Origin of the sequence: Demequina sp. B12 (assembly GCF_028823635.1) — a bacterium.
Lineage (GTDB): Bacteria > Actinomycetota > Actinomycetes > Actinomycetales > Demequinaceae > Demequina.
Genome location: NZ_JAPEHU010000002.1, coordinates 491,648 through 512,798 on the forward strand (window position 1 = coordinate 491,648; position 21,151 = coordinate 512,798).

20 protein-coding genes and 1 tRNA gene are annotated in these 21,151 nt (G+C 63.6%); 9 read left to right on the forward strand and 12 right to left on the reverse strand.

Annotation, left to right across the window (positions count from 1 at the left end):
* The first annotated feature begins 10 nt into the window (after positions 1-10).
* Positions 11-529: a GNAT family N-acetyltransferase gene (locus tag ON058_RS06830; RefSeq protein ID WP_274668274.1), complete on the forward strand. Its 519-nt coding sequence runs from the start codon at positions 11-13 to the stop codon at positions 527-529.
* A gap of 149 nt (positions 530-678) precedes the next feature.
* Here the strand turns inward: ON058_RS06830 and ON058_RS06835 are convergent.
* From ON058_RS06835 to ON058_RS06850, 4 genes are all read right to left on the reverse strand, one after another.
* Positions 679-755 (reverse strand) — tRNA-Pro (locus ON058_RS06835).
* Between the two features lie 106 nt (positions 756-861).
* Complete coding sequence (locus ON058_RS06840) at positions 862-2,172, reverse strand: MFS transporter (RefSeq protein WP_274668275.1); 1,311 nt, start codon at positions 2,170-2,172, stop codon at positions 862-864.
* A gap of 178 nt (positions 2,173-2,350) precedes the next feature.
* Positions 2,351-2,965 (reverse strand): YitT family protein, encoded by a 615-nt coding sequence (locus tag ON058_RS06845; protein ID WP_274668276.1) that lies wholly within the window; start codon positions 2,963-2,965, stop codon positions 2,351-2,353.
* Between the two features lie 94 nt (positions 2,966-3,059).
* The gene (locus ON058_RS06850; protein ID WP_274668277.1) at positions 3,060-4,277 is read right to left on the reverse strand and encodes a cobalamin-independent methionine synthase II family protein; all 1,218 of its coding nucleotides are present in this window, start codon (positions 4,275-4,277) and stop codon (positions 3,060-3,062) included.
* A gap of 241 nt (positions 4,278-4,518) precedes the next feature.
* On the opposite strand from ON058_RS06850, the gene ON058_RS06855 reads away from it, so the two are divergent.
* Together ON058_RS06855 and ON058_RS06860 are read left to right on the forward strand one after the other, a co-directional pair.
* Positions 4,519-5,175 (forward strand): Pr6Pr family membrane protein, encoded by a 657-nt coding sequence (locus tag ON058_RS06855; RefSeq protein ID WP_274668278.1) that lies wholly within the window; start codon positions 4,519-4,521, stop codon positions 5,173-5,175.
* A gap of 28 nt (positions 5,176-5,203) precedes the next feature.
* Positions 5,204-6,331: an NAD(P)/FAD-dependent oxidoreductase gene (locus ON058_RS06860; protein ID WP_274668279.1), complete on the forward strand. Its 1,128-nt coding sequence runs from the start codon at positions 5,204-5,206 to the stop codon at positions 6,329-6,331.
* A 36-nt stretch (positions 6,332-6,367) separates the two neighbouring features.
* Here the strand turns inward: ON058_RS06860 and ON058_RS06865 are convergent, their stop codons facing one another.
* Entirely contained in the window at positions 6,368-8,323 is a 1,956-nt protein-coding gene (locus ON058_RS06865) for an acyl-CoA dehydrogenase (RefSeq protein WP_274668280.1), read from the reverse strand.
* Positions 8,324-8,361: 38 nt separating this feature from the next.
* On the reverse strand, positions 8,362-8,997 hold the full coding sequence (locus ON058_RS06870; protein ID WP_274668281.1) for a TetR/AcrR family transcriptional regulator: 636 nt from the start codon (positions 8,995-8,997) through the stop codon (positions 8,362-8,364).
* 97 nt (positions 8,998-9,094) lie between these two features.
* On the opposite strand from ON058_RS06870, the gene ON058_RS06875 reads away from it, so the two are divergent.
* The 5 genes from ON058_RS06875 to pcp all read left to right on the forward strand — a co-directional run bounded on the left by ON058_RS06875 (position 9,095) and on the right by pcp (position 15,144).
* A complete protein-coding gene (locus ON058_RS06875) occupies positions 9,095-10,363 on the forward strand; it encodes an acetyl-CoA C-acetyltransferase (RefSeq protein ID WP_274668282.1) in 1,269 nt (422 codons plus the stop codon).
* Complete coding sequence (locus ON058_RS06880; protein ID WP_274668283.1) at positions 10,363-11,712, forward strand: 3-oxoacyl-ACP reductase; 1,350 nt, start codon at positions 10,363-10,365, stop codon at positions 11,710-11,712. Before ON058_RS06875 ends, ON058_RS06880 begins: the two co-directional genes overlap by 1 nt.
* The gene (locus ON058_RS06885) at positions 11,712-12,605 is read left to right on the forward strand and encodes a MaoC/PaaZ C-terminal domain-containing protein (RefSeq protein WP_274668284.1); all 894 of its coding nucleotides are present in this window, start codon (positions 11,712-11,714) and stop codon (positions 12,603-12,605) included. The genes ON058_RS06880 and ON058_RS06885 overlap by 1 nt, the downstream gene beginning before the upstream one ends.
* Positions 12,606-12,675: 70 nt before the next feature.
* Positions 12,676-14,415: an AMP-binding protein gene (locus ON058_RS06890; protein WP_274668285.1), complete on the forward strand. Its 1,740-nt coding sequence runs from the start codon at positions 12,676-12,678 to the stop codon at positions 14,413-14,415.
* 78 nt (positions 14,416-14,493) lie between these two features.
* Positions 14,494-15,144: a pyroglutamyl-peptidase I gene (gene pcp, locus ON058_RS06895; protein ID WP_274668286.1), complete on the forward strand. Its 651-nt coding sequence runs from the start codon at positions 14,494-14,496 to the stop codon at positions 15,142-15,144.
* 13 nt (positions 15,145-15,157) lie between these two features.
* Here pcp and ON058_RS06900 read toward each other — a convergent pair whose 3' ends face one another.
* Positions 15,158-16,339 carry a diguanylate cyclase gene (locus ON058_RS06900; protein WP_274668287.1) on the reverse strand — a complete coding sequence of 394 codons (1,182 nt, stop codon included), beginning with the start codon at positions 16,337-16,339 and terminating at the stop codon, positions 15,158-15,160.
* A 90-nt stretch (positions 16,340-16,429) separates the two neighbouring features.
* On the opposite strand from ON058_RS06900, the gene ON058_RS06905 reads away from it, so the two are divergent.
* Entirely contained in the window at positions 16,430-16,834 is a 405-nt protein-coding gene (locus ON058_RS06905) for a DUF1801 domain-containing protein (RefSeq protein ID WP_274668288.1), read from the forward strand.
* An 18-nt stretch (positions 16,835-16,852) separates the two neighbouring features.
* On the opposite strand, the gene der is transcribed toward ON058_RS06905, so the two are convergent.
* The 5 genes from der to aroH are packed head-to-tail and all read right to left on the reverse strand — an operon-like array spanning position 16,853 to position 21,141.
* Complete coding sequence (gene der / locus ON058_RS06910; RefSeq protein WP_274668289.1) at positions 16,853-18,352, reverse strand: ribosome biogenesis GTPase Der; 1,500 nt, start codon at positions 18,350-18,352, stop codon at positions 16,853-16,855.
* Positions 18,349-19,038 (reverse strand): lysophospholipid acyltransferase family protein, encoded by a 690-nt coding sequence (locus ON058_RS06915; protein ID WP_342453004.1) that lies wholly within the window; start codon positions 19,036-19,038, stop codon positions 18,349-18,351. The genes der and ON058_RS06915 overlap by 4 nt, the downstream gene beginning before the upstream one ends.
* Positions 19,035-19,730 (reverse strand): (d)CMP kinase, encoded by a 696-nt coding sequence (gene cmk / locus ON058_RS06920; RefSeq protein ID WP_274668291.1) that lies wholly within the window; start codon positions 19,728-19,730, stop codon positions 19,035-19,037. The genes ON058_RS06915 and cmk overlap by 4 nt, the downstream gene beginning before the upstream one ends.
* Positions 19,727-20,782 (reverse strand): prephenate dehydrogenase, encoded by a 1,056-nt coding sequence (locus tag ON058_RS06925; protein WP_274668292.1) that lies wholly within the window; start codon positions 20,780-20,782, stop codon positions 19,727-19,729. The genes cmk and ON058_RS06925 overlap by 4 nt, the downstream gene beginning before the upstream one ends.
* Positions 20,779-21,141, reverse strand: a complete 363-nt coding sequence (gene aroH / locus ON058_RS06930) for a chorismate mutase (RefSeq protein WP_274668293.1) — start codon at positions 21,139-21,141, stop codon at positions 20,779-20,781. Before aroH ends, ON058_RS06925 begins: the two co-directional genes overlap by 4 nt.
* Between the last annotated feature and the right edge of the window lie 10 nt (positions 21,142-21,151).

The window sequence follows — 21,151 nt, forward strand, 5'->3', positions numbered from 1 at the left end:
AGACTAACCGTTGAGCGACTACCTCAGCCCAGTCCACCTCTCGAACGCACACGATGTCACGTCCTTTCGCTGCGCGAGCGAGGAACTCACCATCTGGCTGCAGAAGCATGCGCGTGGATCCCATAAAGGCGGGCACACCCGAGTTGCGGTCGTCACGCCAAAGGACAGCGACGACGTCGTCGCATACTACGCAATCGCCATGGGTTCCGTGGCACCCTCCGAAGCCACGACACGCATGACTTCTGGTGGTGGTCGCCACCCCGTGCCCGTCATCGTCCTGGCCCGCCTTGCCGTTGACGAACGTCACACGGGAAAACGCCTTGGCCGAGCGCTACTGCTCGACGCGATCCGTCGCTCAATCGCTGCCTCAAGCGATGTGGGCGCCCGCGCGATCACCGTGCACTGCAAGGACACCGCAGCCAAAGACTTCTACAGGAACGTCATCCCCGAGTTCCTAGAACTCCCCCACGACCCGATGATGCTCGCGTTGTTGCTGAAGGACGCGCGAGCCTCGCTCGGGATTGGCTGAGCCGCTCGCCACACACTCGTCGTCGACCAGGTTCGGGTGAGATCCTCGCGGGACACGAACTCGACGAACCCCGCGTCTACCGGCCCAAGAAACGACAAAAGGCCCTCCCGAAGGGAGAGCCTCTGTCATCGATGTCCGGGGACATCTTGTGGTCGGGCTGACAGGATTTGAACCTGCGACCCCTTGACCCCCAGTCAAGTGCGCTACCAAGCTGCGCCACAGCCCGTTGGCCCTGGTGAGTGGACTTTCATCCGCTCGTTTGGACCGGGAAACAGTCTACACAGGTTGGGGTGGTGCGAATGACACTTTGGGCACCTCGAACCCAACTTTCTTTAGGGCCGCCCGGGAACGCAGGCGACTTCCAACTCCCCGTCGGCCTCAACACCACCAGCACCAACAACAGCGCCATCCTCCACAGCATCGTCCTGGCGCACGCGGCGCGTGGTCCACGCCCCGGCAAGCGCAAAGAGCGCTCCCGGCACGCACAGCAGCAGCCCCACCCAGGTGGGTGCCAGGAACCCAAACCCGGCGGCGATGACGGCGCCGCCCAGCACTGCACCTAGGGCGTTACCAATGTTGAGCGCAGAGTGGTTCAGCGCGGCTGCCATGGTTTGGCTGTCTCCGGCAACGTCCATGAGCCGGGTCTGGATCGCTGGCGACAAGGCTGCGGCGGATGCTCCCACCAGGAAGAGTCCTAGCAGCAGGCTCCAGGGCTGCCCTGCTCCCACAATGAGGATCAGTAGGGACACCGCGAAGGCGCCAAAGAGTTGGAAGATGGCGTCGAGCGCGCTGCGGTCCGCGAGCCTCCCGCCAACGAAGTTTCCTGCGGTCATGCCCACTCCCAGCGTCATGAGGGCGAACGGCACAAACCCTTCGCTGGTGCCGGTCACGCCGGTCGCGAGCGGTGAGACATATGAGTAGACCGCGAAGAACCCACCGAACCCAATGGCTCCGGTGGCCAGCGCGAACCAGACGGCGGGTTTGCGGAACGCATCGAGTTCTCGCCGCACCGTGGCGGTCCTATCCCCCGCTTGCTTGGGTACAAAAGCCCAGATGCTCAGCGTCGCGGCGGCGAACAGTGCGGCCACGACCAGGTACGCGATGCGCCAGTTGGTTTGCTGTCCCAGGAACGTGACGGCGGGCACGCCCACCACGTTGGCGACGGTGAGCCCAGCCATCACCATTGCCACGGCTTGCCCGCGTTTGCCTGGCCCCATGAGCGATGCCGCCACGAGCGCTGCGATGCCAAAGTATGCGCCGTGTGGCAGGCCAGCCAGGAAGCGGGCGGCGACAACGGATTCAAACGTGGGGGCTAGGGCCGATGCCACGGTGCCCACGGTGAACGCTGCGGCGAGGACCAGCAGCACTAGTTTGCGCGGGAACCGGGCCACGGAGGCGGCAATGGTGGGTGCGCCCACCACAACGCCTGCCGCGTATGCGGAAATGACCCAGCCGGCTTGTCCGAGCGCTTCTTCTTGGTTGGTTGCCCACAGGTCGGGCAGCAGGTCGCGCGCCAGGTCGGGCAAGAGCCCCATGGCAACAAATTCGGTGGTGCCGATGCCAAAACCACCCAGGGCGAGTGCCAGGAGTGCGAGCCGTGTGTGGCGTGCGTGCGTGGGGACTGCGGAAGAGACCGTGGTCACAGATGTCTCGTTTCAACGATGGTGAAGGGCGTGTCTGCGCTGATCGGCATCGTTGGCGCACAGAGTTGTCAACTGGAGAAACGCGGCTACAAGCAGATTTGCGCGCTTCTGGGCAACCGGGACAACCTTGGGCTACGGTCCCCTATTCCCCGTCTCAAAAAAAGAGGGCCGGTCAGTTTTAGCCGAAGTAGCGCCCAGGCCGGTGGTTGATGGCGAGGACCAGGTTGAGGAGCACGGCACCCACGATGGAACACAACAGGATAGGCAACGACACAAGCGTCAGCGACGCGAGGACAACGACCAGGTCGAGTGCTCCTTGCACGTATCCGGCACGGATTCCGTAGCGTTCCTGGCAGTAGGCGGCCAGGATGCCGAATCCACCAGCAGAGGACCCGTGGCGGAAGATCATGATCATGCCCACACCAATGCACAGTCCCGCAAAAATCGCGCCGTACAGCGGGTTCACGGAATCCACTTCCATGTACAGGCCGTGGACGGCGGTGAACACTGAGACCAGCGTGACGGTGATGAGCGTCTTGATGGTGAACTTCCAGCCCATGCGTTTGGCAGCGAGCCAATAGAACGGCGCGTTGACCAGGAAGTAGATGATGCCGAACGAGATCCCAGTCCAGTAGCTGCCCAGGATCGCCACACCGGCCAAACCTCCGGAGACACCCTCGATGCTTTCGAGCAAGAAGAGCCCGAACGACATCAGGAAGGCTCCGCTGGGTAGCGCTAGAGCGTCCTCCCACAACGCGTGCTTTTCAGCAATGGGCGGGTCGACAACGCTCACGCGTCTCTCCTCAAAGGTTCGTGTTCAGATGATTCACGCCACACGGGCGCCCACCATTGTCCATGATGAGCGCCCGTGTAGCAGAACTCGGGGTTTAGCCGCCGATGCGTGCGGCGGCGAGGCGTGCGCCCTCACCGAGCGAGGCGATCTTGGCCCACGCGATCTGGGAGTGCACGCGCCCACCAAGACCGCAGTCGGTTGACGCGATCACGCGGTCGGGGCCCACGATGCTGGCGAAACGTTCGATGCGGTCAGCGACGAGCTCGGGGTGCTCCACCACGTTGGTGGCGTGGCTGACAACGCCAGGAACCAGGACGGCGCCATCGGGGAGCGCAACGTCGCGCCACACCTTCCATTCGTGTTCGTGGCGCACGTTTGCCGCTTCGAAGGAGAACTCGCCTGCGTTGATTTCCATCAGGAGGTCCACGATGTGGCGCAGTTCAAGGTCGGTGGTGTGAGGGCCGTGCCAGGAGCCCCAGCAGATGTGGAGGCGAACCTGTTCACGAGGCAGGCCTTCGATTGCGTGGTTGATGGCGTCTACGCGGGTGCGCAGGAAGGCGCGGTAGTCGGCGACGCTCGGCTCCGGGTTGATCTGGTCCCAGCTTTCTGCGAGCGAGGGGTCGTCCAACTGGACGGTGAGGCCTGCGTCGACCACCGCGCGGTACTCCTCACGCATGACATCGGCCCATGCCCAGATGTGCTCTTCTTCGGAGCCGTAGTGGGCATTGCCGATGCGTGCGGCAGAGCCGGGTGCCAGGGACGTCAGGAAGCCGTTGCTCAATCCGTGTTCGTCCAGCGCAGCGCGCAGGTTGGCGGTGTCGGCAGCGATGTGCTCTTGTCCTCGGTAGGACAGGTCTCCCACAGTCATGGGCCAGAACGGCGGTTCTCCCAGGAGTACGCCCGAGGTGGGGTCGCCGTACGCCTCGGCGAAGGCCACCCAGTCGCGTCGGTCGTTCATCGAGGTGAGGCGCACCTTGCCTGGTTCCGATCGGACGGGCTCGGGCATGGGGGCGTCAGGGCTAGGGAGCGCCAGGCCTGCGGTGCGTTGGAACGAGTACGACCACCATGCGCCAAAGTCGTGTGATGCGGTCATGGCCTTGCCATACTCGCCGTCGCCCACATCGGTGATGCCTAGGTCCACCTGTCGCTTGACCAAGGACGAGACCGCGGCGCGGGAAAGCGCGTTGTATTCCTCGGTGCGCTCCAAGGTGAAGCCGTCCTCGGCGATGGAGAGCGCTGCGGTCGCGTCCACCAGCTCGGGTGAACGTGGCAGTGAGCCTGCCGTCGTAGTGCGGATGGTGACGTCGGTCATGTGTCCTCCTCGGGTGCAGGGCCATCCTGGCCCCGCCGGAAACTTGGGGTCCTCCCCACGCAATGTTCGCCCACATGCGTGGCGAATCCGAGGCTTCGTTTGATGCGCGGTGTGCCTGACCATTGTGCCGCGAAAACACGTTGTGACCGAACACAGGAGCGCAAAAGGTACATAAAGCACCAACACGCCCGCGCCCTTGAATGTGCATTGCATCGGTAAAGCGGGCGTAAACTCTGAGGGCATGAGCAACGAAGCTTGGATTCGGACCACCCGACTCGTGAGCGCCTTGACCATCACGGCCGGCCTCGCAGTCCAGGCCTGGGCAGACCTCACCTTCGGAACCTTCTCCTGGGACCAACTCCCCGGCTACTTCACGCCGCTAGCCGCGCTCGCGGGCGTCATCGCACTGCTCGCCGCTGCACTTCACCCTCATCCCCACCGGTGGTGGATCGACCTGCTCCGCGTCAATGCGCTCACCTACCTCACCATCGCTGGCGTGGTGTACTGGCTGCTGCTCGCCGCCCACACCACACCCAAGGTGCCGTGGGCCAACGCCATCCTTCACGGCGGTGCAGCCGTCATCTTGCTGGCCGACTGGATCATGTTTGGTCAACGCCGCCGCCTGCCCGTCCGCACCTGGTGGACCGTCCTGGTCGTCCCCGCATTGTGGGCGTCCTACCTCATCATGCGAGCATCACGAGACGGATGGGTCCCCTACCCCTTCCTTGATCCGGCAAGGGGAACCGCGGCGATCGCAGGCACCCTCGCGATCATCGCCGGGTGCGGCCTGGCGCTTGTGGGGCTGTTCCACCTCTGCGTCTATCTCCGCCCCTCCCCGCTCGCAGCACCCGTCACCGGAACGTTTGCGGTCCGTCCGCACGCGCGGAGATTGCCATAGCGACTTGAGTGCGCGTACGAATGTGTCCATGCAGGACTCTTCGCTCACGCTCCCGTCGTCGATCCCCATCCTCGTGGTCGGCGCGGGGCAAGCGGGCCTATCCGTGGGCTATCACCTCGTGAAGCAGGGCCTACAGCCAGGACGTGACTTCCTCGTCGTGGACCGCGGCCCCACCGCAGGCGGGGCTTGGCAGTACCGCTGGCCCACGCTGCGCTTCGGCGACGCGCACGCCCTCGCTGACCTCCCAGGAATGGCCGATGCTGGAGTGACGTTCAGCGGCGCACCCACCCAGCCCCCGGCAAGCGACGTGGTGCGTGAGCGCTACGCCACGTACGAGGCGCACTTTGGCCTGGACGTGCATCGGCCCGTCAACGTCGAGGAGGTCCGCACGGACGGCGATAGCTATGTAGCCACCTACACCGCCCACGGTGAGCGCCACCGCATCAATGCCACCGTGGTGATTGCCGCGGTAGGAACCTGGGGCGCTCCCCGGCAGCCAGCGCAGTGGAGGGACTCGACTTTCGCAGGCGCCCAGTTCACGACCCCCGAATATCCCGGCCCCGACTACTTCCGAGGCCTCAACGTCGCAGTAGTAGGAGCTGGCGCTTCGGCCCTGGGGTTTCTTCGTGAACTCGCAGACGTCGCCAAATCCCTTCACTGGTACACACGTCACCCAGTGGCGTTCCTCGACCGGGACACTTTCTTGCGGGAAGAGCTCGGGCGCAAAGCAGTTGCACTTCAGGACCAGGCCGCTCAAGCAGGGCGCCCACTCCCCAGCATCGTGTCCACGACCGGGATGCCGCTCACTCCCCCACTGCGCAGGCTCAAGGAGCGCGGGCACCTCACCCGTACACCCATGTTCACCGCCCTGGTCTCCGACGGTACGGTGCAGCAAGACGGCACCTTCCAAGCCCTCGACGCCGTGATGTGGGCCATGGGATTCGACGCCGAACTTGCGCTTCTCGAGCCCCTGGGAATCAGTGCTACCCGCGGTGTCCGCGTGATCGATGGACACACGCCCAGCGTTCCGGGGATCTTCCTTGCCGGGTACGGGCCACAAGCCTCCACCATCAGCGCTAACCGTGGAGCGCGCGTCATCGCAAGGGACGCGGTCCGCTACCTCTCCTTCCACGAATGGCCACCGCCGCGCCACTAGGCCCCGGTCGTGACGCCGCGACTGGAAGGGTCCTGACTACTTCTCCGGGGCCACAAGGGGCGCGCCCAGCCATGAAGCGGGAACTCCTAGCCCCTCCACCAGCGACAACGCATGTGGGCGCAACTCACGGCACAGCGCATCAATCTGCCCCTCGAGGGCCTTGGAGCGGCCGGAACTGATGCGGTTATGCTCCATGAACCACGCACGCTGCTCATAGATAGACGTCAACGCGTACAGCGAGCACACCCGTTCCAACACCTCGCGGGTCTCTCCGGGCTCCACCGCGTCCAGCGCATCAACGAACGACTGCAGCACCAAGCGGTCCATGTGCGCTCGCGCCACAAACTGCACATGCTCACCCAGAGCATTGAAGGCCTCGAACTGGTCGTCCTTGGTCTTGCCCACAGCCCTCATGCGCCGAGCAAGGGATTCGAGCGAATGCCGCGCCCGGTCCTCAAACATCAAGGCATGCCAACGTCGGTCCACCAGCGTGGTCTCTTCGGGACGCCTGCGTACCGCGGACGCCAACCGGTCCAGGGCAATATTGACGGCGGTTGCCTCTGCCACCTGTTCGCCCGCGACACGCGCGGTCGCTTGAACAACGCCTGTGCGGTCCAGGTCTGACCATTCCTTGCGATAGTCGGTCAGCAGGGCCTTGGTGACGAGCTGCATCAAGACAGTGTTGTCGCCCTCGAAGGTGGCGAAGATGTCAATGTCGCGCCGGATCTCCACGATGTGGTTTTCGCTCATGTAGCCTGCGCCGCCACACGCCTCTCTCGCCTCCTGGACCGCGTCGTTCGCGAACCACGTGGTCACTGCCTTCATGCCAGCAGCGCGGGTTTCGAGGTTGCGCTGGTCTTCTTCGGTACTGGGCTCTTCGCCTTGAACCTTGACCAAGTCTCGGATCAGTTCGTTTTGGGCGAAGCCCAAGGCGTAGGACTGCGCAATGCGTGGCAGCAGTCTGCGTTGGTGCGTCAAGTAGTCAAGCAGCAGCACTCCGCCGTCTCTTCCGGCGGCCGGGAACTGACGGCGGTTCAATGCATGCCGGGTGGCGATCGACAGGGCGCGCCGGGCGGCAACACCTGCGCCCCCGCCCACGCATACACGTCCTCGTACGAGCGTGCCGAGCATCGTGAAGAAGCGCCGGTTGGGGTTGTCGATGGGCGACTCATAGGTGCCGTCGGCGTTGACGCCGCCGTAGCGGTTGAGCAGCATCGCGCGGGGCACTCGAACGTGATCGAACCGAATCGTCCCGTTGTCGACGCCTAGCAGGCCACCTTTGTGTCCGTGGTCGCCGGTAGTGACTCCCGGGAGATCCCTGCCGTTGTCGTCCCGGAGAGGGACCAATACGGTGTGGACCCCGTGACCAGTTCCATCTACGATCAGTTGCCCAAACACCGCCGCCATAGTTCCATGCGTCGCAGCGTTGCCGATGTACGCCTTGGTTGCCGTGGGGGTCGGCGAGTGGATCTCATACTCGTCCGTTTCCGGCACGTAGGTAATCGTGGTCTCCACGCTCGCCACATCGGAGCCATGACCCAGTTCGGTCATCGCGAAGCCGCCCAACAGTGTCAGGTTGGTGATGGCGGGAAGGAACTGCTCGTGATGCCATGCGGTTCCCAGGTTCGTGACGGCTCCGCCAAACAACCCAAACTGCACGCCGGACTTGATCGTGACGGACAAGTCCGCGTGCGCCAACATCTCGAACGCCATGACAGCGGTGAGGGGGTCCTGGACGGTGTTGGCACCATCCGGAACTCCTGCGTGTCCGAACCCGTGCCGTTCGAGCTCGAGCAAGCGATTCAGCGTCCACTCCCGCGCCTCGACGACGCCCATCTCGGGGGCGCGGTGCATGCCCTCCGTAGGGAAGGTAGCGCGCCCCACGGACCGTTGAGGGTGGTACTGGCCGTCCAGATGGGTGCGCAGGTCTGCGCCCAATGTCGTCAGGCTTTCCGTTGCCGGAACGTGAGGGGCTTCAGGTGTCAACGTCATTGTCGATCCTTCGGTTGTCGGGGAACTGGGCCGGACGGTCATCGCTCCGGTGAATGGGGCGCGGATACCACGACGGCACCTGCGAGTGCAGGGCTGAACATGGCGCAGATGTGACCGACGACTTCTTCCCGCGGCGGGCGTGGGTCGCTGTCCATCCATGAGTCCACCGCGGCTTGGATGAACCCCACGAGTCCGTATCCCCAGGTCTGTGCCCTGCTGGCGGTGATGTCGGGGACACGTTCGTGGAGGAGATCGGTCACGGCAGAGGCGATAGTGACGGGGACTCTGCCCGCGGCGGTGTTGGGGGTGGTGCCCCCGGCGCCGCTCATCACAAAGAGATAGATGTCGCGGTCGCGTTCCACGAGCGAGAGGTAGGCGTTCGCCAGCGTGGTCGTGAAATGGACCATGTCCTGAGGGCTGCTGTCTTCGAGTGCCTGGAGCACCCCGTCGCGAATGTACTGGTGAACTGAGTCAACGACGGCGTCGTATAGCCCGGCGCGGTCGCCAAAGTGGCGGTAGAGCACCGTCTTGGATGTTCCCGCCCGGGCGGCGATCTCATCCATGCCCACGCCGGGGCCGTGCACGCGGATTGCTCGTAGCGTGTGAGAGACCAGCTCCGCACGTCGTGTGGTGCGGTGCTCATCCCAGCGTGAGTTCCTGCCGTCGATGGCCATATCCCGAATATAGCCGATACTTTCAGTATCTGCTACCGTGAGTATCACGTACGTACTCGAGCCAGTCCCCGAGTTCTCTTCCAACGATGGAGGCACTATGACCCACAACGCAGTGGTGATCGGCGGGAACCGTATCCCGTTCACCAAGAGTGGCGGTCCCTACGCCCACGCGTCTAACCACGACATGCTCACGGCAGCGCTCGACGGACTGATCGCTCGGTTCGGTCTGAGTGGCATGCGCATGGGTGAAGTTGCCGCAGGCGCCGTTCTTAAGGACCCTGCCGACTTCAACCTCACGCGGGAAGCAGTGCTGAGCACCACCCTGGCGCCCGACACCCCCGCGTGCGACCTGCAACAAGCCTGCGGCACCGGCCTCGAAGCCACCATCTACATCGCCAACAAGATCGCGTTGGGCCAAATTGATGTGGGGATCTCCGGCGGCACGGACACTACTTCCGATGCGCCCATCACCTTGTCCGACCCCATGCGCCGCGTCCTGCTGGAGGCAAGCGCCGCACGCTCACTGGGCCAGCGAGTCAAGCCATTCACGAAAGTGAGGCCGCGCCACCTGTCCCCCAAGGCACCGAGCGTCGCCGAACCGCGTACCGGAATGTCGATGGGCCAACATCAAGCGAAGACATCCGAAGCCTGGGCCATTGAGCGCTCCGAACAAGACGCGCTCGCCGTTGCATCGCACCACAATCTCGCGCAGGCGTGGAACGACGGCTTCTTCGACGACCTTGTCACGCCGTACCTGGGAGTGACAACGGACACCATCATGCGTGCGGATACCTCCGTCGAGAAGCTGGCAAAACTCCCGGCGGTGTTCGGCGGACCGAACGGCACCATGACGGCGGGCAACTCCACAGCGTTGTCGGACGGTGCTGCGACCGTATTGCTTGCCAGCGAAGAGTGGGCACGCGACCACCACCTGCCGGTTCTGGCCCGCATCGTGGATGCAGAAGTGTCCGCAGTCGACCATCCAGGTGGGGCAGATCTCCTCCTCGGACCGGTAGCCGCCACGGGCCGCCTCCTGGCTCGCCAAGGACTCACGGTCAGCGACTTCGACCTCGTCGAGATCCACGAGGCCTTCGCCTCCACCGTGCTCGCCACCCTCAAGGCGTGGGCAGACGACGACTACTGCCGCAGCCTCGGACTCGACAGCGCACTCGGCACCATCGATCGTGACCGTCTCAACGTCACCGGATCGTCATTGGCGACCGGCCACCCCTTCGCAGCGACCGGAGCCCGCATCGTGCCCACGCTCGCGAAGCTCCTCCATGCCAGGGGCCCCGGCACCCGCGGTCTCATCTCGATGTGCGCGGCAGGTGGCCAAGGAGTCGTCGCAGTTCTGGAGGCCGTGTGATGAGCGCACTAGAGAAGGCATTCACGTCCACACCTGGTCGTGCCATCGCGAAGAAGGCAGGACTCAAAGACCCGCCGCGACTACGCCGGGGACGCACCTGGCCGCAAGGCGCTCTTGTCTTGGCCTCCATCGGCGGCGGAACTCTCGCCGCACAGACCCTCCGCCTCCTGGGGCGCTCCAGCGAGCATCCCGTCACGGACGGCGGAGAAGAGCCCACACCGGGATACGGGGCACCCATTGGTGCACTGGTCGTCGACGCCACCCACCTTGCGCGAATCGAGCAGCTCGAGGAACTCCGGGCCGTCCTGCGACCCGCCGTGAAAGGCATAGAAAAATCCGGGCGCATCGTACTGGTCGCAAATCGAGACGCAGAGACCTGGGAAGCGCGGGCCGTTCTGCGCGGGCTCGACGGAATCAACCGCACCATCGCCAAGGAACTTCGCGGTGGTGCCACCTCAACGCTGCTGCACGTCAGCACCGCCACCACCGCTGACGACCTCGCCTCCACCCTCGCATTCACCCTGCAGGGACGCTCGGCATTCGTCGACGGTCAAACGTGGAGCGTAGGACATCACCAAGCGCCCGCTACCGCCACCACGCCCTCCCCGCTGGACGGTAAAGCGATCATTGTGACGGGCGCTGCCCGTGGCATCGGCGCCGCCATCGCCCGCACGCTTGCACGGGACGGCGCCACCGTCATCGCCGTGGACATTCCCGCCGCGGGCGAAGCCCTCGCAGCAGTCACCAACGAAGTAGGTGGCATCGCCATCCAACTCGACATTACGGGCGCCGATGCTGGCAGCCACTTGGCGGCATTGGTCGCCCAACGCGGTCTCTCGCTGTACGGGGTAGTGCACAACGCCGGCATCACCAGGGACAAGATGCTGGTCAACACGGACAGTGCACGCTGGCAGTCAGTCCTGGACGTCAACCTTGCCGCGCAAATGCGCATCAACCAGGTGCTCTTGGACCCCACCACCGAAGGCGGACTCGAGGACGGCGGGCGGCTCGTGGGCATCGCCTCGACGTCGGGACTGGCCGGCAACAAGGGCCAAACCAACTATGCGGCCTCCAAGGCAGGCGTCGCCGGACTAGTCATTGCCATGGCACCCGATCTGTCCGACCGCGATATCACCGTCAATGCAGTCGCCCCCGGATTCATTGAGACAGAGATGACCGGCCGCATCCCGTTCGTGCAGCGCGAGATCTTCCGCCGCTCAAACTCGCTCAATCAAGGCGGCAAGCCCGTCGACGTCGCCGAGACCATCGCCTATTTGCTGGACCCAGCATCGTCCGCCGTGACAGGCCAAGTCATCCGCGTCTGTGGCCAGAACCTCGTAGGCGCCTAATGACAACGCTCACGCTGGACCAGATGCCCTCGATGGGCGCTGGGTTTGCGCGCGCACTGATGCCATCGCGACGCACCCAAGCAGCACTGCCCAAGGACGCTGTGACCGTCCCCCACCTCCGGCAGGACTCTGCACGGCTCGCAGACTATGCACGCGTCTGTGGCTTCACCCTGCGCGACACCGTGCCAGCGACGTGGCTGCACGTCCTGACGTTCCCACTGCACGTCCACCTCCTAGGCGACCCAGCTGCAAGTGTGCGACTCATGGGGGCCATCCACGTCAGCAACTCCATGACGCTCCACCACGAAGTACACATCACAGATCCCCTCGCTGTCACCGTCCACGCGAACAACCTGCGCGCCCACAAGCGCGGCACGCTCGTCGACCTCAACGGCGCCATCAGCGTTGATGACCAGATGGTGTGGGAAGGCACCAGTACATACCTGGCCTCTGGAGTGACGACGCCCGGGGACCCCGTCGAGATCTCCAAAACGCCCTTCGTCCCCCACACTCCACACGCCACCTGGCGTCTACCCGCAACACTCGGACGTGACTACAGGCGAGTATCAGGAGACCCCAACCCCATCCACACCCACACCATTGCCGCAAAGAGCTTCGGGTTCCCCCGGCCCATCATCCACGGCATGTGGACCCACGCACGCGCGCTCGCGGCACTTGAAGGCCGCATTCCGTCCCGGCACACCGTCAACGTCGACTTCGTGAAGCCGGTATTCCTCCCCTCCTCAGTGGGGTTCCAGGCCTCTGCTGATGATCAAGGTGTGCATGCTGCGGTCACATCGAAAGACGGAAGCAAGCCTCATCTCCTGATGACGGTGACCGAGGCACTGATGGAACACACCACACCCAGCGACGTGTCCCTGACGGATCGCTGAACCCACTAAAGTTCCTTCAACACTCCTTGCGTCCTGTCCCCCAGTCCCCCACACATCAATGGAGATGATGATGACGAATCCTCAGCCTGGCGTCCCGGCATTCGAGGTACGCGACCACGACCCGGTCGCGGGAGCGGACCGCCCTTGGTTCGCTTTCTATCCCCCTGGCGTTCCACACGCCATTGACGTTCCTGAGGAGTCCAGCCTGGGCGAGATGGTGGCGCATGCCGCACAGCGCTACGGCGATAAGACAGCATTCTCCAACCTCGGAGGCTCGCTGAGCTTTACCGAGGTCGATGCGTATGCCACCAAAGTCGCTGCGTACTTCACGCAGACCTTGGGTCTCCGCAAGGGCGACCGCGTCGTTCTCCAAATGCCGAACCTGCTGCAGTATCCAGTGGCGCTGTTCGGTGCCCTCCGTGCCGGTTTGATCGTTGTCAACGCCAATCCGTTGTACACCGCGGATGAACTCAGCAAGGTCGTCGAAGACGCGCAACCGCGGGCGATCGTGGTGATGGCGAACTTTGCCGACAAACTCGAGCGCGTCCTCGTCGACCACCCGATCGACCACGTGATCATCACGGAGGCTGGCGACCTTCTGCCACAGCCCAAGCGCACCATCATCAACCTTGCCGCCAAGCACCTCAAGAAGATGGTCCCTGCGTACTCGATTCCGCAGGCCTTGCCCTACCGAGCGTTGCTGACCGGAGACGCAGAGTCCTTCGCGCCGCCCACCATCACGCCCGGCGATGTGGCCTTCCTCCAGTACACGGGAGGAACCACTGGAGGCACCAAAGCCGCAGTCCTCACCCACTCCAACCTGCTGTGCAACCAGGAACAGTTCATCGGACAGATCCGTGCGGTTCTCGACGAAGGCGAAGCCTCCGTCATCGCTGCACTGCCGCTCTATCACGTGTTCGCATTGACCGTGAACTGCATCGGCTTCTTCCGATACGGCGGACACAACGTCCTCATTACCAACCCACGCGACATTCCCGGCTTCATCAAGACCATCGACGCGTCCAAGCCCCACGTTCTCGTACTCGTCAGCACTCTTGCGGGCGCGTTGATGGAGAACCCGGCCTTCGCCAAGGTCGATCTTTCGAACATCAGGATTTCCGTCGCAGGCGGAATGGCGCTGCGTTCGGCCGTGGGGAAGCGTTGGCGTGAGATGACGGACTCCGACATCATCGAAGGCTACGGACTCACCGAGGCCTCCCCCGTCGTCTCGGTGAACCCCACTCACCTTCCTCCGCGCATTGGCACCATTGGCGTGCCCCTGCCGTCGACGGATGTCAAGGTACTTGACGACGACGGCAAGGAAGTCCCGCTGGGACAGCCCGGAGAGCTCGCGGTGCGAGGCCCGCAGGTCATGGCCGGGTACTGGAACAAGGCTGACGAGACTGCTGCGGTCATCACCGATGACGGCTGGCTGCTCACAGGAGATGTCGCCACGATCGACGACGAAGGCTATTTGCGCATCGTCGATCGCAAGAAGGAGATCATTGTGGTTTCCGGGTTCAACGTCTACCCCGGGGACATCGAGGATGCAGCGATGCTTCACCCCGGCGTCGTCGAAGCTGGCGCAATCCCCGTCGCCGACGAGCATGCGGGCGAAGTACCTAAGTTGTTCGTGGTCCGCCGTGACGACTCCCTGACCGAGGCCGACCTCAAGGCGTTCCTGAAGGAGCGCCTCACCGGCTACAAACGTCCTCGCCACATCGAGTTCATCGATGAACTTCCCAAGACAAACGTAGGCAAGGTCCTACGCCGCGGACTGCGCGAACTCGAAGAGTCCCGCAAGGCGTAGCCACCGGCTCTCACCACGGGCCGGTCCTGACTCTGAGTCGGGGCCGGCCCCTTGCCGTGTGTCTCCTACGATGGTGACGTGACCACCGTCCTCCTCACCGGATTCGAGCCCTTCGCGGGTGCTGAGCGCAACCCCTCATGGGAGATTGCACGCAGCGTCGCACACTCCTGGCGTGGCGACGCGACCGTGGTTGCTGAACGCCTGCCCGTCGAGTTCACCGCGGCACCTCAACGACTCGCGGAGGCACTAGTCCAGCACCAGCCGGACGTGGTGATTGCTCTTGGCTTGGCGGAAGGGCGGCCCGGGATCACCCCTGAGAAAGTGGCGATCAACACCATGGACGCCCGCATCCCTGACAACGCCGGCGCACAACCCATTGATGCCGACATCGTTGCGGATGCCCCCACCGCGTACTTCACCACGCTGCCGATCAAGGCCATGGTGGCTGCTATCAACGAGTGCGGCGTGGCAGCCTCAGTCTCGTACACCGCAGGCACGTATGTCTGCAATCAGATCTTCTACAGCCTTCAGCACGCGCTGCGCGGCACCCACGTGGCGTCCGGGTTCATCCACGTGCCGCTCGATGAGCCTGCGAATGACCAGACGACCTCCCCGGCAGTGCGCCCCTGGGTTCCGCTTGATCAACAGGTCGCAGCGATCTCAGCCGCGCTCGCCGTTGTCGTCCGTGGAGATCACGAACTGAAAACCAACGCCGGAACCCTTCACTGACGCGTCACGAAGCTCAGTCGTCGTACACGTCGACCACGACTTGATCGCGGCCGTTCTCCTTCGCGGAGTACATCGCTTCGTCGGCGCGTCCCAAGAGCTGGGAAAGGGTGAGGTCACGGCGCATGAACGTTGCGCCATAACTCACCGTTGACAGTGGCACGCCACGCTCATCGCACAACAGCGTGAACCGTTCGCTCACTGCTTCAAGCCGCTCGGTGATCTCGGCTCGCGTTCCATGTCGCAACACGATTCCGAACTCCTCACCCCCCAGCCTTCCCGCGATCTCACCGTGCGTGACAGACTCCTCGACCGCTGTGCCGAAGGCTTCCAAGACACCATCACCCGTGGCGTGACCATAGGTGTCGTTGATGCGCTTGAAGTAGTCGAGATCCGCGATCACGAGCGCCGTCCCACCGTCTTGGTTCGATCCCTGCTTGAGGATCTTCTGTGCTCCCTCGAGAAATGCCGCCCTCGAAAGCAACCCGGTGAGTTCATCCCGTGCGATTCTGCGCCGTAGTTCCTGAGTCTGCTCGTCGTATCCCAACGATGCCACCGAGAACGTGACAGCCACCAGCGACACCAGCAACACGAGTGTGGTGCTTCCCGTTCCCGCCAGCGTGTGAAAAATGTCGGAACCTTGCCCCGTGAAAGCAAACAACGCCCACCGGAGAACATAGAAAACGGCAAGAAGAGATGCCGCCAACGACGCCACGAGCAGCGCCATTCGCGCCTCACCGTCATGCAGCGAATCAAAGACTCCACGACGTGCACGCCATGCCTGCCACAAGTCCCACGCCGCCAAACAGAAAGCCACCGCCATGACCCACAGCAACAAGCCGTTCCCGGCCCACACGTTATGGGCAGGGTCCTCGAGAAGAGCGACAATACCCACCGCACCGCACGCCGACCACAGCACCACCGGCAGGGGCCGCAAACCACGGAGTCTGCGCGTTGCGAACCACACCGACACCGCCCCAATGACGGACACGATGGAACCCAGGGGGTTCGCAATACCTTGGACCACGGAACCATTCAAGAGAAACAGAAGGGAACTCGCCGACGTGCTCAACAGCGCAATCGACCACCACATTGCAAATGGCGAGCGAGTAGGCCTGAAGACGGCAAGATAGAAAAGCCCAAGCACGACAACAGAGACCACGCCAAGCGCGAGTCGCAGAGTTGTCACGTCAAGCATATTGTTGACAATAGTGCGCACGACTAGCCACAGAAACGTCTCTGTGACGAGGTCCACTTGCGTTTACTTCCACGACAAAGGAGTCTCAGGATGGCTGTCACACAACCGACTGACGCCTCAGTCGACGACTTCCTCGCGGCAGTTGTGCCCGCGCAGCGACGCCAGGACGCACTGGATCTCCGTGCGCTCATGGAGACAGTGACGGGACAGGAAGCCACCATGTGGGGACCAAGTATCGTCGGTTTCGGCGAGTATCGATATGCGTACCCATCCGGACGCACAGGAACAATGCCACGAGTCGGTTTCTCGCCGCGTCGGCCCTCAATCTCGCTCTACGGACTCAAGGACCACCCGGCCGCGGGACCACTGCTCGACGCTTTAGGACCCCACACGGAAGGCGTGGGATGCGTGTACGTCAAGAAGCTTGGTGCCGTTGATCATGACGTCCTGGCACGACTGATCGAACTGGCGCACGACGGGCGCGCCGGTACTTAGCCAGGAGCCTAGCCACCCCTACCGACGCTTGCGCTTCTCCCGAACGCGAACCGACACCTGAATCGGTGTGCCTTCAAACCCGAAGGTCTCACGTAGTCGGCGCTCAATGAAGCGACGGTAGGTCGGCTCCAAGAATCCCGAGGCGAAGATCACGAAGCGCGGCGGACGGTTCGACGCTTGCGTCGCGAAGAGGATCTTGGGCTGCTTGCCGGAGCGCACGGGGTGCGGGAACTCGGCCACAAACTCACCAAGGAACGAGTTGAGTCGGCCAGTCGAAATGCGCTGATCCCACGATCCCAGCGCACGGTCAATAGCGGGAACCAAACGGTTGGTGTGCCATCCCGTCCGCGCCGACACATTGACGCGCGGGGCCCATGTCAGTTGCACGAGGTCCTTCTCGATGGACCGCTCCAAGAGGAATCGCTCGTCCTCGCCGACCAGGTCCCACTTGTTGAAAACCAGCACCAATGCACGGCCGGACTCGACCACTTGAGTGATAACTCTGGTGTCCTGCTCAGTGAGGGGCGTGGAGCCATCCAAGAGCACGAGCGCTACTTCGGCGCGGTCGATCGCGGCAGCCGTACGCAAGGATGCGTAGAAGTCTGCACCCTTGGTCTGGTGCACACGTCGACGAATGCCTGCTGTGTCGACGAGCGTCCAACGCCGGTCACCGATCTCGACGATCTCGTCGACGGGGTCACGGGTCGTACCGGCGACCTCGTTGACGACGACGCGGTTCTCCCCCGCGAGCTGGTTCAACAGGGAACTCTTGCCCACGTTGGGGCGACCAACCAAGGCGATGCGTCGCGGGGCGTCGGGATCGATCTCCCGGTGAGGCATTTCCTTCGGGAGAGCCGCCACAGCAGCGTCGAGCATGTCACCCATGCCGCGCCCGTGGAGGGCGGAGACGGGGTACGGCTCCCCTAGGCCCAGGTTCCAGAGTGCTGCGGCTTCGAGCTCAGCTTGCGGGCCGTCGGACTTGTTGGCGACCAGCACGACCGGCTTCTTGGCTGCCCGTAGGAGCCGCATCACGTGCTCGTCAGATGCCGTGGCGCCCACCGTGACGTCCACGACAAAAGCAATGGCGTCAGCCATGTCGATCGCTACTTCAGCCTGCTGGGCAACAGAAAGGTCGAGGCCTTCGACCTTGGCTTCCCAGCCCCCGGTGTCCATGAGCATGAAGTCGTGGCCTGCCCACTCGGCACGGTACGAGACACGGTCACGCGTCACGCCCGGAGTGTCCTCTACGACAGCAACGCGCTTACCGATGATGCGGTTGACCAGCGTGGACTTCCCGACATTCGGGCGGCCGATGATGGCCAAAGTGGGGAGTTCGGGTTCCGTCTCCGGTGCAACACCAGCGAGGGTCGCCAAGTCCTCATCCGTGAGGTCATAGGCTTCCAGGCCCGCCCGCAGGGCGGCTTCTCTCACTTCATCGAGGCTTTCTTCGGGGTCGGAGTGCACCTCGACCACCGGAGGGGCGTCCTCGACTCCGTAGTATTCCTGCTCGTCACTCATGAGGTCTCCTCGCGTTTGCGGTCGCCGTCATCGTCCGGCAGTTCTAGATCAGTAGTAGCGAGGGTCGACTCTACGCGCTTGCGTAGCGCTTCAGCGAGTTGAGCCTGCGCAGCCTCTTGGCGTTTGCGGCCTTTGAGATCATCCGAGAGGGCGAGGGTGATCGGCTGTCCGAACTCCACCACGAACTTCCGGCGGGCAGCCGGCCACACGCTGACGGGTTCGCCCGTGCGCCGAGTCCCCACGAGTGCGGTGGGCACGATGACTGCCCCCGACTGGACTGCCAACCAGGCTGCTCCCCCATGCACGGCATCGGCGCGGCCTGCGCCCCGGGTCCCTTCCGGGAAAACGCCCACCAGGTCGCCGCGACGCAGAACTCCGAGCCCCTGGGCCAGAGCCTCGCGCCCATTTCCCGAGACTTTGATTTGCTGCGCTCCCGTCAAGAGAGCGCCCAACACTCCCTTGTACATGTGGGAGCCGATGAGGAAGTACGAGCCACGTGGCACAACCCCGTGAAGAACTGGGCCGTCCACTAGCCCAACATGGTTCGCCACCACAATGACCGGTCCATGGCGCGGCACATTCTCGCGCCCACGGACATCCGTGTTCCAGAGGCCACGGGCGAGAGCGCGTCCCACCCAACGCGACCATCGAGGCCCCCACCGGCTGGGGAGGCGTGGTGATGTCACGAGCCTTCGGAACCCTTCTGGCGTGCCGCTTCGGCCAAGTCAAGAACGGCCTGAACAGCTTCTTCAATGGTGAGGTGGGTGGTGTCAACGGTGACCACACCCTCCGCGGCCTCATGGAAACTCACCACCGTCGAGTCCTTCTTGTCACGTCCCAGCACAGCCTCACGAACCGTCGCGGCGTCTGCGCCTTCGCCCGCACGGCGCGCCACACGGACGTCCTCATCTGCAGTGAGGAGCACGCGAACATCGGCCTCAGGCGCAATCACTGTGGTGACATCGCGCCCCTCAGCGCAGACTCCGGCCCCCTTCGAAAAGCCGCCCTCCACCTCACGGGCGATCACATCACGTTGAATCTGCTGAAGAATCGGACGCGCTTCGAGGTTGGTCGCAACCTTCGACACCGACAACGCGACGGTGTCCGTCCGAATGAGCCGGCTCACATCTTCGCCGTCGAGCGCGACATGAGGATTCTGGGGGTCCAGGATAAGTTCTACGTTCATCGTGGCGACCATCGCCGCCACATCGGACAACTCGTCGAAGTTCACGCCTTCACGAAGGCACGTCAACGTGGCAACCCGGTAGGTCGCACCAGTATCGAAGTACGCGAGGCCCAAACGCCGGGCAACTTCGCGCGACACGGTTGACTTTCCGGTGCCCGCTGGGCCGTCAATTGCAACAACGATTCCGGTCATGGCGAAGCAATCTCCCACTGATGGCTGGTCAGAGCCCGCAGCAGATCCTGCGCGCGCTCCGGAAGAACATGAAGGGTAGTCAAACCCACTGGCTGACGAGGCGAGTGCTCAATGGTGATGTCCTCAACGTTGACGCCCACGGCGGCAGCGTCGGACAGGAGTTTCAGCAATTGGCCCGGCTCGTCAGGAACGATAACTGTAATGGGCACCCAATCGCGAGTCGGCCCGCCGTGCTTGCCGGGGATCCGCGCCACTTCAAGACGCCCCCGCTCCATCAGGTCCGTGAGCGCCTCTCCGATGTCATCGGCCTCTCGCACGTCCTCCAAGTCGCCAATGATGTGGTCAAGCGTGACTTCAAGAGACTCGCGATTCAGGCGCGCGATGTCGGCCCACATCGCAGGATGCGACGCGGCTATACGCGTGACATCCCGTAGTCCTTGCCCTGCAAGCGCGACATCATCGTGACGGAGCGGCCCCAACGCCGCGGCAACAGCCGACGCTGCCACCTGTGGCGCGTGCGACACCCGGGCAACAGCGGCATCATGCGCGGCCGCATCCATGACGACGACGTCTCCTTGGAGAGTACGCGCCACCCGTGTCACCAGGCTGACGGCGTGCTCGCTCGCTTGACCCGGGCACACCACCCACGGACGAGCCTTGAACAGATCTCCTTGCGCCGCCGTCGCTCCAGAGATCTCTCGGCCTGCCATGGGATGCGAGCCTACGTAACGCGAGGCATCGACCGCGGTTGCCGCGTCCGCGATGGGCTGCTTCACGCTCGCCACATCCGTGACGACAGCATCGGCCCACGCGCGCAGCGCCTGCTGCACCACAGCAGGAGCCACGGACGGAGGTGCGGCGACCACCACCAGTTCGGGGGACTCATCCCCCAACACTCCCCCGGCGCCAATCGCACGCGCTACTCGCGCGGACTCGTCGTTAACGTCCTCAATGGTGACCGCCCAGCCGTCCGCAGACAGACCGATTCCTACAGACGCACCGATCAGACCAGCGCCCACGATGTGGACGCGCGGCGTTGCTGACTCGCTCATTGAGCCAGATCACGGCGAAGCTGCGCCGCACCCCGCAAGTAGATGTGCTGAATCTGGTCCCGTGGGGTGTCCAGTTCCGCGTGCATCATGACCCGCACCACCAGTGGCAGAGCGCCCGGAACTGCCATCTCTTGAGCACACATCAGCGGTACTGCGCCGAACCCCAACTCTCGTGCGGCAGCTGCAGGAAAGTCGCTGACAATGTCAGGAGTACACGTGAAAATGACGGAGACCACATCGTCGGTCGACAGGGAGTTTGCCTCCATGATTCCCGTGACCAACTCCTTGGTACGCGAATACAGGTGTTCCCGTTCGTCCTGGTCCAACGTGATTGCGCCGCGGATTGCTCTCATCGCCATGGCACCCATG

What these genes read in the sequence shown, in the direction of transcription:
- ON058_RS06860 (WP_274668279.1), top strand. Translation starts at nt 5,204, where the DNA reads ATGCAGGACTCTTCGCTCACGCTCCCGTCGTCGATCCCCATCCTCGTG.
- ON058_RS06885 (WP_274668284.1), top strand. Translation starts at nt 11,712, where the DNA reads ATGACAACGCTCACGCTGGACCAGATGCCCTCGATGGGCGCTGGGTTT.
- ON058_RS06875 (WP_274668282.1), top strand. Translation starts at nt 9,095, where the DNA reads ATGACCCACAACGCAGTGGTGATCGGCGGGAACCGTATCCCGTTCACC.
- ON058_RS06865 (WP_274668280.1), bottom strand. Translation starts at nt 8,323, where the DNA reads ATGACGTTGACACCTGAAGCCCCTCACGTTCCGGCAACGGAAAGCCTG.
- der (WP_274668289.1), bottom strand. Translation starts at nt 18,352, where the DNA reads ATGAGTGACGAGCAGGAATACTACGGAGTCGAGGACGCCCCTCCGGTG.
- ON058_RS06905 (WP_274668288.1), top strand. Translation starts at nt 16,430, where the DNA reads ATGGCTGTCACACAACCGACTGACGCCTCAGTCGACGACTTCCTCGCG.
- cmk (WP_274668291.1), bottom strand. Translation starts at nt 19,730, where the DNA reads ATGACCGGAATCGTTGTTGCAATTGACGGCCCAGCGGGCACCGGAAAG.
- ON058_RS06870 (WP_274668281.1), bottom strand. Translation starts at nt 8,997, where the DNA reads ATGGCCATCGACGGCAGGAACTCACGCTGGGATGAGCACCGCACCACA.
- ON058_RS06850 (WP_274668277.1), bottom strand. Translation starts at nt 4,277, where the DNA reads ATGACCGACGTCACCATCCGCACTACGACGGCAGGCTCACTGCCACGT.
- ON058_RS06880 (WP_274668283.1), top strand. Translation starts at nt 10,363, where the DNA reads ATGAGCGCACTAGAGAAGGCATTCACGTCCACACCTGGTCGTGCCATC.
- ON058_RS06890 (WP_274668285.1), top strand. Translation starts at nt 12,676, where the DNA reads ATGACGAATCCTCAGCCTGGCGTCCCGGCATTCGAGGTACGCGACCAC.
- ON058_RS06925 (WP_274668292.1), bottom strand. Translation starts at nt 20,782, where the DNA reads ATGAGCGAGTCAGCAACGCCGCGCGTCCACATCGTGGGCGCTGGTCTG.
- ON058_RS06900 (WP_274668287.1), bottom strand. Translation starts at nt 16,339, where the DNA reads ATGCTTGACGTGACAACTCTGCGACTCGCGCTTGGCGTGGTCTCTGTT.
- aroH (WP_274668293.1), bottom strand. Translation starts at nt 21,141, where the DNA reads ATGGCGATGAGAGCAATCCGCGGCGCAATCACGTTGGACCAGGACGAA.
- ON058_RS06855 (WP_274668278.1), top strand. Translation starts at nt 4,519, where the DNA reads ATGAGCAACGAAGCTTGGATTCGGACCACCCGACTCGTGAGCGCCTTG.